Source organism: Caulobacter segnis, assembly GCF_019931575.1.
GTDB classification, from domain to species: domain Bacteria; phylum Pseudomonadota; class Alphaproteobacteria; order Caulobacterales; family Caulobacteraceae; genus Caulobacter; species Caulobacter segnis_C.
The window spans coordinates 5,086,842-5,099,968 of the sequence record NZ_CP082923.1; the positions used below are offsets into that span (position 1 = coordinate 5,086,842).

Annotated in this window: 14 protein-coding genes; 8 read left to right on the forward strand and 6 right to left on the reverse strand. The window is 68.5% G+C overall.

The window, feature by feature from the left end; translation table 11 throughout:
* Positions 1–103 precede the first annotated feature (103 nt).
* Positions 104–439, reverse strand: a complete 336-nt coding sequence (locus K8940_RS23375; protein ID WP_223392420.1) for a DUF2218 domain-containing protein — start codon at positions 437–439, stop codon at positions 104–106.
* Positions 440–459: 20 nt separating this feature from the next.
* The gene (locus K8940_RS23380) at positions 460–1,041 is read right to left on the reverse strand and encodes a PadR family transcriptional regulator (protein ID WP_223392421.1); all 582 of its coding nucleotides are present in this window, start codon (positions 1,039–1,041) and stop codon (positions 460–462) included.
* Positions 1,042–1,290: 249 nt separating this feature from the next.
* Between K8940_RS23380 and K8940_RS23385 the strand changes: the two genes are divergently transcribed.
* The 5 genes from K8940_RS23385 to K8940_RS23405 are packed head-to-tail and all read left to right on the forward strand — an operon-like array spanning position 1,291 to position 4,974.
* Positions 1,291–2,166, forward strand: a complete 876-nt coding sequence (locus K8940_RS23385; RefSeq protein WP_223392422.1) for a VacJ family lipoprotein — start codon at positions 1,291–1,293, stop codon at positions 2,164–2,166.
* Positions 2,163–2,831 carry a phospholipid-binding protein MlaC gene (locus K8940_RS23390; protein WP_223392423.1) on the forward strand — a complete coding sequence of 223 codons (669 nt, stop codon included), beginning with the start codon at positions 2,163–2,165 and terminating at the stop codon, positions 2,829–2,831. Before K8940_RS23385 ends, K8940_RS23390 begins: the two co-directional genes overlap by 4 nt.
* 33 nt (positions 2,832–2,864) lie before the next feature.
* The gene (mlaD, locus tag K8940_RS23395) at positions 2,865–3,386 is read left to right on the forward strand and encodes an outer membrane lipid asymmetry maintenance protein MlaD (RefSeq protein WP_223392424.1); all 522 of its coding nucleotides are present in this window, start codon (positions 2,865–2,867) and stop codon (positions 3,384–3,386) included.
* Positions 3,386–4,207, forward strand: coding sequence for an MlaE family ABC transporter permease (locus K8940_RS23400; RefSeq protein WP_223392425.1), 822 nt, complete (start codon positions 3,386–3,388; stop codon positions 4,205–4,207). The genes mlaD and K8940_RS23400 overlap by 1 nt, the downstream gene beginning before the upstream one ends.
* Positions 4,204–4,974, forward strand: a complete 771-nt coding sequence (locus tag K8940_RS23405; protein ID WP_223392426.1) for an ABC transporter ATP-binding protein — start codon at positions 4,204–4,206, stop codon at positions 4,972–4,974. The genes K8940_RS23400 and K8940_RS23405 overlap by 4 nt, the downstream gene beginning before the upstream one ends.
* A 2-nt stretch (positions 4,975–4,976) precedes the next feature.
* On the opposite strand, the gene K8940_RS23410 is transcribed toward K8940_RS23405, so the two are convergent.
* The gene (locus K8940_RS23410) at positions 4,977–5,894 is read right to left on the reverse strand and encodes a hydrogen peroxide-inducible genes activator (RefSeq protein WP_223392427.1); all 918 of its coding nucleotides are present in this window, start codon (positions 5,892–5,894) and stop codon (positions 4,977–4,979) included.
* 228 nt (positions 5,895–6,122) lie between these two features.
* On the opposite strand from K8940_RS23410, the gene K8940_RS23415 reads away from it, so the two are divergent.
* Complete coding sequence (locus K8940_RS23415; protein WP_223392428.1) at positions 6,123–6,677, forward strand: carboxymuconolactone decarboxylase family protein; 555 nt, start codon at positions 6,123–6,125, stop codon at positions 6,675–6,677.
* Between the two features lie 151 nt (positions 6,678–6,828).
* Entirely contained in the window at positions 6,829–8,202 is a 1,374-nt protein-coding gene (gene creS, locus K8940_RS23420) for a crescentin (RefSeq protein WP_223392429.1), read from the forward strand.
* 56 nt (positions 8,203–8,258) lie between these two features.
* On the opposite strand, the gene K8940_RS23425 is transcribed toward creS, so the two are convergent.
* The 3 genes from K8940_RS23425 to K8940_RS23435 form a co-directional block, all read right to left on the reverse strand.
* Positions 8,259–8,786, reverse strand: a complete 528-nt coding sequence (locus K8940_RS23425; RefSeq protein WP_223392430.1) for an SRPBCC domain-containing protein — start codon at positions 8,784–8,786, stop codon at positions 8,259–8,261.
* A gap of 66 nt (positions 8,787–8,852) precedes the next feature.
* Complete coding sequence (locus K8940_RS23430) at positions 8,853–9,842, reverse strand: TraB/GumN family protein (RefSeq protein ID WP_223392431.1); 990 nt, start codon at positions 9,840–9,842, stop codon at positions 8,853–8,855.
* Between the two features lie 72 nt (positions 9,843–9,914).
* Positions 9,915–12,041, reverse strand: coding sequence for a M3 family metallopeptidase (locus tag K8940_RS23435; RefSeq protein WP_223392432.1), 2,127 nt, complete (start codon positions 12,039–12,041; stop codon positions 9,915–9,917).
* 144 nt (positions 12,042–12,185) lie between these two features.
* On the opposite strand from K8940_RS23435, the gene K8940_RS23440 reads away from it, so the two are divergent.
* Positions 12,186–13,034: a glutamate racemase gene (locus K8940_RS23440; RefSeq protein WP_223392433.1), complete on the forward strand. Its 849-nt coding sequence runs from the start codon at positions 12,186–12,188 to the stop codon at positions 13,032–13,034.
* The last annotated feature ends 93 nt before the right edge of the window (positions 13,035–13,127 follow it).

The window sequence follows — 13,127 nt, forward strand, 5'->3', positions numbered from 1 at the left end:
GGCGTAAGCGGCTAGCCCGCCCGAACGCGCTCTAAATGTTTGAAGTTAAAGCCTGTTTATCTGGCTTAGATGGTTCCGTCTAAACCAGACAGGCTCTAGGGGATCAGTGGACCGCGTTGATCCGCATGGCGCGCGGGTCCACGGTCCCGGCGGCCCATGCTCGAGTCCAACCGTATTTCAGCTCGCCCTCGCGGAAGGCGAAGCGATCGAGGTGCTTGGCCACCACGTCCTCCAGGCGGGCCAGGCCCTCCAGGTCGGCGGCCTCGACGGTGATGTCCAGGCCGTCGGCATGGGCGACCATGCGGCAGGTCCCCAGCGGCAACGGGAACAAGGCCGAGGTCTCGTCGTACGTGACCTCGAACTTGTGGCTCCAGTGCTTGGCCAATTGGATCATATAGCGGGCCGCCTTGTCGGTGGCGACGCGGGCATGGCTTTCCATGGTCGTCCCTCCTTTCGGCTCTAGATCGCTTCGATCGCCTGGGCGGCGTCATCCAGGACCTTGGCGACCGCGGCGATCTGTTCCGCCGTCAGTTGGCCGTGGAGCTTCAGGCGCAGCGCGGTCTTGACGTTCTCGCGGGCTCGCAGGATCTGCGGCGAGAAGGCGGCGCTGGCGGAAGCCGCCTCGGCCATGCGCTCGAACAGCGAGCGGACCGGCGCGTCGTTGCTGGCCAGGAAGGCCTCGCCCTCGGCGGTGATCGTGTAGAGCTTCTTGCCGCCGCCGGCGTCGCTGGCGGTGACGTAGCCCAGTTCTTCCAGCAGGGTCAGGGTCGGGTAGACCACGCCGGGGCTGGGGCTGTAGGCGCCGCCGGCCGCCGTTTCGATCGCCTTGATCAGCTCGTAGCCGTGGCTGGGCTTCTCGGCGATCAGCTTGAGGACCACGAAGCGCAGGTCGCCGTGGTCGAAGAACCGGCCCATGCGGCCGCCTCGGCCACGGGGTCCACCGCGATGCTCGCCATGGAAGCCGAACGGATGGCGACCGTGATGTTCGTCGCCGTGACCGCGCCAGTGGCCGCGGTGATGATGTTGATGTCGTCCAAACATGTGTGTTTTAGATCCTGTTTCGTTATATCGAAATTCTAGATATATCGGATTGGCGGAACGTCAAGAGCTATTTTCGATATATCTGATCATGTCGTGTGGAACGGCGATCCGTGAGACCGTCCTGGTGTCCGCGAACGAATCACCTTTTTGCAGCGCGCCCCATCAAGGAGAGCGGCTTCCGTGCAACACGCGGCAAGCGCGACCGGAAATAGTCGCTTTCAATCTTGATACGGAAAGCGTCGTGAATACATGGCGCGTGTGAGAAGCAGGAGCACGAGCTTGCGCGAACTGGATCAGAGCCCGCGTCGAATGGTCCCGGGACGGCGTTTCGCCGCCGCCGGCGCGATCGCGGCCGCCAGCGTGCTGGCGCTCGCGCCGGCCGCTCGCGCCGAGGACCAGATCCCGACCGTTCCCGCCCCCGCCGGCTCCGACAGCGCCGTCTCGGCCGTGAAGGACCCGTTCGAGGGCTTCAACCGCGCCTCGTTCAAGTTCGGCATGGGCCTGGACCGCGTGCTGTTCTCGCCGATCGCCCATGGCTACATGGCCGTGACGCCCCGCGTGGTCCGCAACCGCGTCAGCTCGGCCGTCTACAATCTGGGCGAACCGAACACCGTGATGAACCACGTGCTGCAGGGCCGGCCCAAGCGGGCCATGCGCTCGACCACGCGCTTCATCGTCAACTCGACCGTCGGCGTGCTGGGCCTGTTCGACGTGGCCGCCAAGATGCACCTGCCGCCGCGCGGCGCCGATTTCGGCCAGACGCTGGGCGTGTGGGGCGCGGGCCCCGGCGCCTATCTCTACGCACCCGGCATGGGTCCGCTGAATGTCCGCGACGGCGTCGGCCGCGCGCTGGACATCGCCACCGACCCGGTCTCGATCTTTGTCGGCGGCTTCAGCACCGACTTCGGCAAGGCGCGCACCGGCGTCACCATCGTCGACCTGCGCGCCCAGACCGATCCGGCCTTCCACGCCCTGGAAGACGCCGCCGACCCGTACGTCACCACCCGCTCGGCCTACGCCCAGTATCGCGAAGCCTTCATTCGCGAAGCCACCGGCGAGGCCGAGGACCTTCCCGATTTCGACTCGCCGCCGCCCTCCCCCCCTCCGGCGGCGTCCAAACCATGACCTCCCCCGGTAGCCCCATGAAAAACATCCTCCCCACCCGGCGCGGCGCCAACGCCGCGCTTTTGGCGTTCTTCGGGGCCTCGGCCCTGGCCGTCGCCAGCCCGGCCCTGGCCCAGGCCCGCGACCCCGGCGCCGAGGCCTTCGTCCAGACCAAGGCCCAGCGCGTCATCACCGTGCTGGCCAACAAGAGCATGAACGAAGCGCAGAAGAAGCAGGTCTTCCACCAGGCGGTGGACGAGCTGGCCGACGTGCCGCGCATCACCAACTTCGTGCTGGGCAAGTACGCCCGCACCATCACGCCCGACCAGCGCGCGCGCTTCACGCCGGTGTTCCGGACCTACGCCGAGAACGTCTACCAGAGCCGTATCGACGACTATCGCGGCGAGCAGCTGAAGGTGACCGGCTCGGTCGTCCGCAAGCCGGGCGACGTGATCGTCAACACCACCATCTCGGGCGGCCAGATCACCCAGCCCCTGCCCGTCTCGTGGCGCGTGCTCGGGAGCGGCCAGACCTGGAAGGTCGTCGACGTCCAGTTCAAGGGCATCTGGCTGGCCATCACCCAGCAGCAGGACTTCGTCTCGACGATCGACAACGCCGGCGGCAACATCGACGTGCTGATCAACCAGCTCCAGAAGGGCGGTTCGGGCTCCTCTGGTCGCCGCTAAGAGCGATCAGGACCTGAAAAGAACAAAGGGGATTTGGCTTTGCGCGAACAATGGGCCGAGACGGCCATGGGCGTTGTCGTCCTCGCCCTGGCGGCGGGCTTCCTGACCTATTCGCTGAGCGTGGGCGGCGTCCACATGAAGCGCGGCGAGTACGAGATCAGCGCCAAGTTCGGCGAGGCCGGCTCGCTGTCGCCCGGCGCGGCGGTCAGCGTCGCCGGCGTCAAGGTCGGCACGGTCTCGCAGATCACGCTGGAACCGAAGACCTATCTGGCGGTCGCCAAGCTGAGCATCGACCCGACGGTCAAGCTGCCGGCAGACTCCACGGCCAAGATCACCAGCGACGGCATCCTAGGCGGGGCGCACGTCGCCATCGCGCCGGGCGCCTCGCTCGAAGACCTCAAGCCCGGCGGCGAGATCGAGAACACCCAGGGCGCGGTCGACCTGTTCGGCCTGATCGGCTCGGTGATCCGTCCGCAAGGCGGCTCGGGCGACGCGGCCGCGTCCTCGACGCCCGCCCCGGCCAATCCGGCCACGCAGCCGGCCGAGAGCTACTGATGGCGACGGCCGAGGCGGCTCAGCAGGCGCCAACGCGTGTTCGGGGCAACCCCATCCGGGCCCTGGGCCGCTCGACCCTGGCCGCCGTGCGCATGGTCGGCGCGGTGGGCGTCTTCGCCGTGCGCGGAACCGCCGCCGCCCTGAGCCCGCCCTGGTTCCCAGGCCAGCTGTGGCGCCAGATCGTCGCCATCGGCTTCTTCTCGCTGCCGGTCGTGGGCCTGACCGCCATCTTCACCGGCGCGGCCCTGGCCCTGAACATCTTCACCGGCGGCGGACGCTTCAACGCCGAGCAGGTGATGCCGCAGATCGTGGCCCTGGGGATCACCCGGGAGCTGGGTCCGGTGCTGGCCGCCCTGATGCTGGCCGGCCGGGTCTCGGCCGCCATCGCCGCCGAGATCGGGGCCATGCGCGCGACCGAGCAGATCGACGCCATGCGCACCCTGTCGACCGACCCGTTCCGCTATCTCGTCGGCCCGCGCCTGCTGGCCGGCGTGCTGATGCTGCCCCTGCTGACCGCCGTCGCCGACACCATCGGCGTCGCCGGCGGCTGGCTGGTGGCCACGCGGGTGCTGGACTTCAGCTCGGCCGTCTACATCCGCAACACCATCGACTTCCTGCAGGGCTGGGACATCGTCTCGGGCCTGATCAAGGCGGCGGTGTTCGGCTTCATCGTGGCGCTGATGGGCTGCTACCACGGCTACAACGCCAAGGGCGGGGCGCGCGGCGTCGGCCGGGCGACGACCCACGCGGTGGTCTCCTCGGCGATCCTGATCTTCGCCTCCGACTACCTCCTGACCACCTTCTTCACCCACGCCTCATGACCGACGTGACCCCGAAACTCGCCTGGAAGGGCGTGATCAAGCGCTTCGAGGGCCGCGCGGTCCTGGACGGCCTCGACCTGTCGGTGGCGCCGGGCAAGTCGCTGGTGATCATCGGCGGCTCGGGCCAGGGCAAGTCGGTGACCATCAAGACGGCCCTGGGCCTGATGCGTCCGGAAGCCGGCCAGATCGAGCTGGACGGCCAGAACGTCGTCGGCCTGTCGGAAGGCCAGCGGCGCAAGCTGTTCTCGCGCGTCGGCGTGCTGTTCCAGGGCGCGGCCCTGTTCGACAGCCTGACCGTCTGGGAGAACGTCGCCTTCCGCCTGATCAACGCCGACGGCGTGCCGCGCAAGCAGGCCCGCGAGCGCGCGATCGAGGCTCTGGAGCAGGTGCGCCTGGCCCCGGACGTGGCCGACCGCTTCCCCTCTGAGCTTTCGGGCGGCATGCAGAAGCGCGCCGGCCTGGCCCGCGCCGTCGTCGCCCAGCCCGAGATCCTGTTCTTCGACGAGCCGACCACGGGCCTGGACCCGATCACGGCCGCGGCGATCAACGAGCTGATCTCGAACCAGGTGCGACGCCTGGGTTCGACGGCGGTTTCGATCACCCACGACCTGGCCTCGGCCCAGACGATCGGCGACGAGATCGCCATGCTCCATAACGGAAAGATCATCTGGCGCGGCCCGGCCGCCGAGCTGCACACGACCGACAACCCGTATGTCCGCCAGTTCGTGGAAGGGCGCGCCGAGGGGCCGATCTCCCACGGGGTCTAGGGTTAGCCAGCCTCGCGCAGGGTCTCGGCCAGCAGCCGCCCCTCGACGCCCCGACTTGAGCCCGAGCGCCAGGCGACCACGATCTCGCGGCTGGGATGCTCGGTGGCCAGGGGCCGGACGGTGACGGCCGCCTTGTCGGTCAGCCCGGCGTGAACCGCCATGGCCGGCAAGAACGAGACCCCCAGGCCCGAGCCGATCATCTGCACCAGGGTGGGCAGCGAGGTGGCCGCGAAGCTCTCCTCGTCGCCGGCGCCCCCATTCCCATAGCGGGAGGGCGGTTCCAGCCCGCAGGCGGCCAGGGCGTGGTCGCGCAGGCAGTGGCCGTCTTCCAGCAGGATCAGGTCGTCGCCCCGCAGGCTGTCGGGATCGACCCGCGTCTGACCCGCCATCGGGTGATTGGCCGGGGCGGCGGCCAGCAGTTCGTCATCCTCGACATGGGCCCATTCCAGGCCGGTCATGTCGTAGGGCAGGGCGATCAGGGCCGCGTCCAGGGCCCCGGTCTTCAAGGCCGCGATCAGCCGCTGGGTCAGGTCCTCGCGCAGGAACAGCTTCAGCTTGGGGAAACGGTCGCGCAGCACGGGGAGGGCGCGCGGCAGCAGATAGGGCGCCACGGTCGGGATCACGCCCAGGCGGAAACGCCCGGCCAGCGGCTGGCCCGCGCCCCGCGCGGCCTGCACCAGGTCCTCGGTCCTGGCCAGGATGTCCTCGGCCCGGCGCACGGCCTCCTGGCCGGCGGCGGTCAGGATCACGCCCGAGCGAGCCCGGTCGACCACCGGCGCGCCGAGGATCTTCTCCAGTTCCTGGATGCCCGCCGACAGGGTGGGCTGGGTGACATAGGCGCTTTCGGCCGCGCGGCTGAACGAGCCGTGCTCGGAGAGCAGCTTCAGATACTGCAGCTGGCGAAGGGTCGGGAGGAGCATGACCGCTATATAGGCCGCTTCTATCGAACTTCCAAAAACTATCGATTGGATAACTGAAACGCCGAGGCGTATCTATCTTTCCATGGTGAAAGTCCGGCGTGTCTCCCCCACCGACGCCGGACGCCCCGCCCGATCCCGGTCCGCGCCTTTCCCCCAGCCCTAGGCGCGGACCGGGACGAACCTTCCTGACAATGCTAGTTGGCGGCTCTGATCCAATGGAGCCCTCCCATGCCGATCGAGGCCCTGCGCGCCCGGCTGCCCGCCTACGCCAAGGATATCGGGACCAATCTGGCGGCCCTGGCCGAGGAAACGCTGCTGACCGATCAGGCCAAGTGGGGATGCTTCGTCGCCAGCGCCTGCGCGGTCGGCGAGCCGGAGACGCTGAAGGCGGTGACCATCGCCGCGCGCGAGGCGGGCCTCGCGGAAGCAGCCTTCGACGCCGCCAGGACCGCCGCGGCGATCATGGCCATGAACAACGTCTATTTCCGCGCCCTGCACCTGATGGAAGCGCCCGAATACCGGGCGCTGCCCTCGAAGCTCAGGATGAACCGGCTGACGCATCATCCCGGCGTCGAGACCATCGACTATGAGCTGTGGTGCGTGGCCGTGTCGGCGATCAACGCCTGCGGCGCCTGCCTGGACAGCCATGAAGCCGAGCTGCGGGCGCGGGGCGTCCAGCCCCCGCAAGTCCAGGCCGCTCTGCGAATCGCGGCCGTGGTCCACGCCGCCGGCCGGGTTCTGGCGATCGAAGCTGTGGATCATCCCCCATTTTCGGGCGTTTAAGGCTGATCCGCGACCCCGCGTCGCGCCCTCGGCCCCTCGACATTCATCTTGTCCGTAAACTAAGTTGTTAACCTCTGGGTAAGAGATTCGCGGCCGCCGCCAACTGTCCAGTGAGGACACGGTGGGCTCGCACGGGGCGAAGGTGGGCTAGATGAGACTGCTGTCGAAGAATTCGCGCGACAACAAGAACGGCAAGCCGACCGTCCTGGGCGACGACTCCCGGTCCGAGGCCGTTCAGCACCAGATCGAATCCACCCAGGCCATCGGCCAGCGCTACGAGACCATCCATGGCGGCCTCGACAGCATCGGCCGGGTCATGGAGCACCTCAAGGCCATCGAGCCGCTGATCGCCGAGATCCGCGGTCCCGTCGGCCAGGAGTTCGAGGCCCGCCGCGCCGAGCACGCCGAACTGATCGCCCTGCGCTCCAACTTCGAGCAGGCCCAGCGCCAGATCGCCCAGATCCAGACCGAGGAGCGCGAGGTCAGCGCCCGCCTGGCCGCCGCCGAAACCGCTCTGGGCGAATCCGACGCCCGCCGCCAGACCCAGGAAGCCGCGCTCGAGGACAACGCCCTCGAGATCGACCGCCTGCGCAACACCCTGCTGCAGTCGGACCTGAAGGTCTCCAGCCTCGACGCCAGCCTGCGCGACGCCACCGCCCGCATCGAGCACCTGGTGCAGGATGTGGAGGGCCTGCGGGTCCAGGCCCAGGACATCGACACCCGTCGCGGCGACGCCGAGGCCGCCCTGGCCCGCGCCAACCAGGACAACGCCCTGCTGGGCGAGGAAGCCGCGACCCTGAAGAAGCGCGTCGACCAGGCCGGCCTGGACGTCGCTCGCCTGTCGCGCATCGAAACCGACCTCGAGGCCCAGCTGGCCGGCGAACGCGCCCGCGTCCAGGCGGTCGAGAACGCCCTGCACGCCCACCAGACCGACAGCGGCCGCGTCATTCGCGGCCTGGAAAGCCAGGTCGAAGCCTCGCGCGCCGAGATCTCGGCCCTGCAGACCCGCCTGGAGACCGCCACCGGCCGCGCCGACAAGCTGGAAGAGATGAACGGCCAGATCTCGGCCCGTCTCGCCGAGTCCAGCGCGCACCAGAAGGCGGTCGAACGCCGCGCCGGCGACCTCAACGTCGCCCTGGAACGGGCGCTCGAACGCATCCGCTCGCTGGAAGAAGAGGCCGAGGGCCTGCGTCAGCGCCACGCCGGCGTCGACACCGCCCGCGCCACCGCCATCGAACGCGCCGACCAGCTGGCCAAGAGCGGCGTGGCCCAGGACAAGGCGCTCAAGCGCGCCGAGGAACGGGCCCAGCAGCTGCGCACCCGCCTGGACGCCATGCAGGAAGCCCAGGACCAGATCCGTCGCGAGCACGAGGACAAGGTCTCGGAACTGCAGGCCACGATCGAACGCCTCACCTCGGAAGCCGCCTTGGCTGAGGGCGCCCTGGAAGCGGCCCGCCGCGACCGCTCGCGCCTGCAGATGGCCCTGCTGGGCGCCTCGGACGAAGGCCTGGCCGAAAGCGCCTGAGGCGACACGCCCTGAACAGGAAAGCCCGCTGACCTCCCGGTCCGGCGGGCTTTTCTTTATCTCGCCTCCGCCGCCGCTTTCAGTCCCTGGACCTGCTGGCCCAGCACGCCATCCACCGGCGCGGCGATCTTGTCGAGACCGCCCTTGAAGTAGCCGCCGACGTCGTAGGTGACGGTCACGGTCGTGCGGCCGTCCTTTTCCGCCAGCAGAAAGGTGAGGGCTCCGGTCGCCCCGGAACTCTGCATCGGCCCCAACGCCCCCGACAGCACCAGCCTCGTCCCGGGCGCGGCGTAGAGGGTAGTCATGTGCAGCACCGAGCCGCCGTTCGGCAGGCGTTCGCAGAAACAGCCGCCCGAGGCCGCGCCCAGCGACAGGTTGGCGGCCGAGCCCGACCAGGTATGGCCGGACACCCACCACTTCGACGGCTGGACCAAGACAGCCCAGACGGCGCTGGCCGGGGCCGCGATCGCCACCACGTGGCGGACCTCGAAACCATTGGGCTGGGCGTCGACCACCTCGGCCCGCGCCGCGCCGGTGGTCAGCGTGGCGGCCAGCAGCGCCGCGGCCGCGATCGTCGTCTTCATCTGGAGCCTCCCTCCCGAACCTCGCCGCCAGGGTGAGGGCAGGGGAGGCCGAGCGTCAACGCGACGCTATTCGACCGGCGAGCTGACCGCCGCGCCGCCGGCCTTCAGCCGGTCCAGCACGCCGTTGGCCGGCAGCAGGAAACCCAGGTCGACCACCGCCACGGTGACGCCGGGACGCTTGAGGGCCTCGATCATGGCGTCGGTGGTCTGGGCGACGCCCTTTTCCAGCAGGGCCGGCCCGCCGGGCGCGCGCATCAGGCAGCGCTGGGCGCCGCTCTCGCGATAGCGGGCGCGGACCGAGCCCAGGTCGCCCTCGGCCCAGTCGCGGCCGATCGTGGTCGAATGGGCGCCGTCATAGGCGATCTCGTCCAAGGCCACGCGCAGGCAATAAAGCTGGTCGTCGGCCGAGAGCTTGGAAGCGATCGTGGTCACCGCGCTCATCCGGTACTGGCCGACGGCCTTGACCTTGAGCTTGCGGGCCTTGGCCATGCGCTCGATCGTGCTGACCGGCTTGGCCTCGGACAGGCCCGCCGCCTGGCGAAAATCCGACAGCAGCAGGAAGCCCGCCACGGCCGGCTTCCAGTTCTTGTAGTCGCCCGCGCCCTTGCGCGCCTGGTTGCGGGACTCAACGAAGCGGGCCTTCAGGTCGGGCGGCAGCTGGTCTTCCATGTTCTTGCCCATCGGCTGACGCAGACCGCCGCCGAACCGGAGAACAAAGCCGGCGATCTGGGTCACGCCCACCGAGGCCTGCGGCGGGACCAGCACCAGGTCGGCCTTGTCCAAGGCCTTTTCCAGGCGAGGACTGGACCACTTCAGCGCGTGGGGCAGGGGCTGGGCCGAGCCCAGGATATAGAGCTTGGCTCCATCCTTCTCGACCAGCCAGACGGCCGGACCGGGCGGCTTGGCCACCACGGTCAGCTCGGCGACCACCGCGCTCTCGTCCGGCGCCGGCGCCTGGCCGAGCTCGACGGTCGGCGGCGGAGACGCGGTCTGGGCGAGGGCGGGGGTGTATATCGCGAGCGCGAGGGCGAGAGGGACGAGCTTGGACGCGGCCATCGATACTCCTTCAGCTCCCGAAGCCCATTTAGCCCTTCTCCCCTGGCGGGAGAAGGGCTTGGGACGGGCCGATCAGGCCCCGGCCGGAACCGGGAAGCCGCGCTTGCGCATCAGGGCGCCGATCTTCACGTCGCGACCGCGGAAGGCGCGGAACTGTTCGACGGGATCGATGGTGTTGCCCTTGGACATGATGTCCTCGTAGAGGCGCTTGGCGACCGCCTTATCGTAGAACTTGCCCGGAGCCTCCGCGAAGGCCTCGGCCGCGTCGGCGGTCAGGGTGTCGGCCCACAGGTAGCTGTAATAACCGGCCGAGTAGCCGTCGCCCGAGAACACGTGACCGAACTGCGGCGTGCGGTGCCGCATGACGATCTCCTTGGGCATGTTCAGCTTGGCCAACTCCTCGCGCTCGAACTTGTCCGGATCGATGTCGACGTCGCCGGCCAGGTGCAGCTTCATGTCGATCAGGGCGCTGGCCAGGTATTCGGTGGTGCCGAAGCCCTCGCCGAACTTGCCGGCGGCCTCGATCTTGTCGACCAGGGGCTGCGGGATCGGCTTGCCGGTCTGATAGTGCAGGGCGAACTGGTTCAGCACCTGGGGCGTGGGCAGCCAGTGCTCGTTCAGCTGGCTGGGGAACTCGACATAGTCGCGCGCCACGTTGGTGCCCGACACGGTCGGGTAGGTGGCGTTGGCGTTCAGGCCGTGGATGGCGTGGCCGAACTCATGGAACAGGGTGGTGGCGTCGTCCCACGAGATCAGCAGGGGCTCGCCGGGCTTGCCCTTGATGAAGTTGGAGTTGTTCGAGACGATCGTGGTGATCTCGCCCTTGAACCGCTCCTGGGTGCGGTAGGCGTTCATCCAGGCGCCCGAGCGCTTGCCCGGACGGGCATAGGGGTCGAAGTACCACAGGCCGACGTGCTTGCCGGCGCGGGTCACCTCATAGACGGTGATGTCCTCGTGATAGACGGGCAGGCCTTCGATCTTCTTGAACTCGAAGCCGTACAGCTGGCCCGAGGCCCAGAACATGCCCTCGCGCAGCTTGTCCAGCTGCAGGTAGGGCTTCACCTCGTTCATATCGAGGTCGTACTTCGCCTTGCGGACCTTCTCGGCATAGAAGCGGTAGTCCCACGGCTCCAGCTTGAAGCCGCCACCCTCCTTGTCGATGATCGCCTGCATGTCGGCCACATCGATGGCGACCTGGGCGATGGCCGGCTGCCAGACGGCTTCCATGAGCCCCATGGCGTTCTCGGGCGTCTTGGCCATGGCGTCCTCGAGACGCCAGTGGGCATGGGTCTTGTAGCCCAGCAGCTTGGCCCGCTCGGCGCGCAGCTTCAGGATCTTGGCGATGATGGCGTTGTTGTCGGTCGCCCCGCCGTTGTCGCCGCGATTGACGAAGGCGCGCCAGACCTTCTCGCGGGCGCCGCGCACCGGGCTCTCGGTCAGGAACGGGTCGACGCTGGAGCGGGTGTTCACGACGATGTACTTGCCCGGCAGCTTGCGCGACTCCGCGTTCGAAGCGGCCGCGGCCTTCAGACCTTCCGGCAGGCCGACCAGGTCGGCGTCCGACAGCTCGATCCAGGTGTTCTCGTCGGCCAGCAGGTTCTGGCTGAACTTGGTGTAGAGGCCGGCCAGCTCGGTGTTGATCGCCCCGACCCGGGTCTTGGCGGCCGGCGAGAGCTTGGCGCCGGCGCGCACGAAGTTGGTGTAGTAGATCCAGAGCACGCGCTGCTGCTCGGGCGTCAGCTTGGCCTTGGCCGGCGAATTGTAGACCGCCTCGATGCGGGAAAAGAGCGCGGCGTTCTGGGTGACCTTGTCGCTGTGCGCCGACAGCTTGGGGTCCATCTCCTCTTCGACGACTTGGAAGTCCGGCGTGCTCATGTTCGAGCCCCAGATGTAATAGTAGGTCGACACCGCGTTCAGCGTCCGGCCAGCGTCTTCCAGGGCGGCGATGGTGTTCTCGAAGGTCGGCGCGGCCTTGTTGGCCGTGATCGCGTCGATCTCGGCCAGGTTCTTGGCCATGGCCGCCTCGAGGGCCGGCTTGAAGTCGGCGACCTTGACCTTATCGAAGGCCGGCACGCCGCCATAGGGACCGGTCCATTTCTGGAGAAGCGGGTTCGAAGCTTGGGCCAAGGCGAAACTCGGGTTGAGGGCGGCGGTAGCCCCGGCGGCTGCGGCCGAGGCGAGGAACGTACGACGTTGCACGGAGTGTCTCCGGTGAGGTTTGGCCCGACCCTAGGGCAAGGCTCGTGGGCCGTCACATGACAGGACCGTAACCTTTTCCGTACGCGTTCGTCCCATGGTCTTGGCGCGTGGACGACGCCGGCTTTGGCGGCTACAGCTTGGGCCATGATCGGCGTCTTCGACTCCGGCGTGGGCGGCCTGACGGTCCACCGCGCCCTCGTGCAGCGTCTGCCCCAGGCGGACTTCACCTACCTGGCCGACCAGGCCAACGCGCCCTATGGCGTGCGCACCGGCGAGGAGATCGTCGAGTTGACCAAGGCCGGCTGCGTGCGGCTATTCGACCGTGGCGCCAGCCTGGTTGTCCTGGCCTGCAACACCGCCTCGGCCATCGCCCTGCGCCGCCTGCAGCAGACTTGGCTGCCCGGCTACCGCAAGGAAATCGGCCGACCGGTCAACATCCTGGGCATCATCGTGCCGACCATCGAGAAGGCCACCGGCCTGCCATGGGAACACGAGGCCGAACGGCGCGGCGAGAAGGTCCAGCAACTGGACATCCTGGGCGTGTTCGCCACCCAGGCCACGGTGCGCTCGCGCGTCTACGAGATCGAGATCGACAAGCGCAAGCAGGACCTGGCGGTGTTTTCCGAGGCCTGCCCGGAATTGGTGCCGCTGATCGAGGGCGACGCCAGCGCCGTCGAGTTGGCCAAAGCGGTCGAGGGCCACGCCCAGGCCCTGAAGACCCGCATCGGCCGTTTCCCCGACCGGGTGGTCCTGGGCTGCACCCATTACGAGATCATCGCCGACATCTTCCGCGCCGCCCTGCCGGCCGGCACGCCGCTGATCCAGCAGCCCGAGGCCACGGCCGACGCTCTGGAGCTCTATCTGGAGCGCCACCCGGAATACGATCCGGGGACCGGCGGCGGCCGCGTCTTCCTGACCACCGGCACGCCGGGCCCACAGAACGGCCTGGTGCAGAGCTTCTGGGGCGGTCCGGTCGCGTTCGACGCGGCCTAATCTGAATCCTTTCCTGACGAACGTCGTAAACGCCTCTTAACGCTCTTCGGGCACAACATCGCGATCGACCCGCTTCGGCGGGTCCGTAAGACG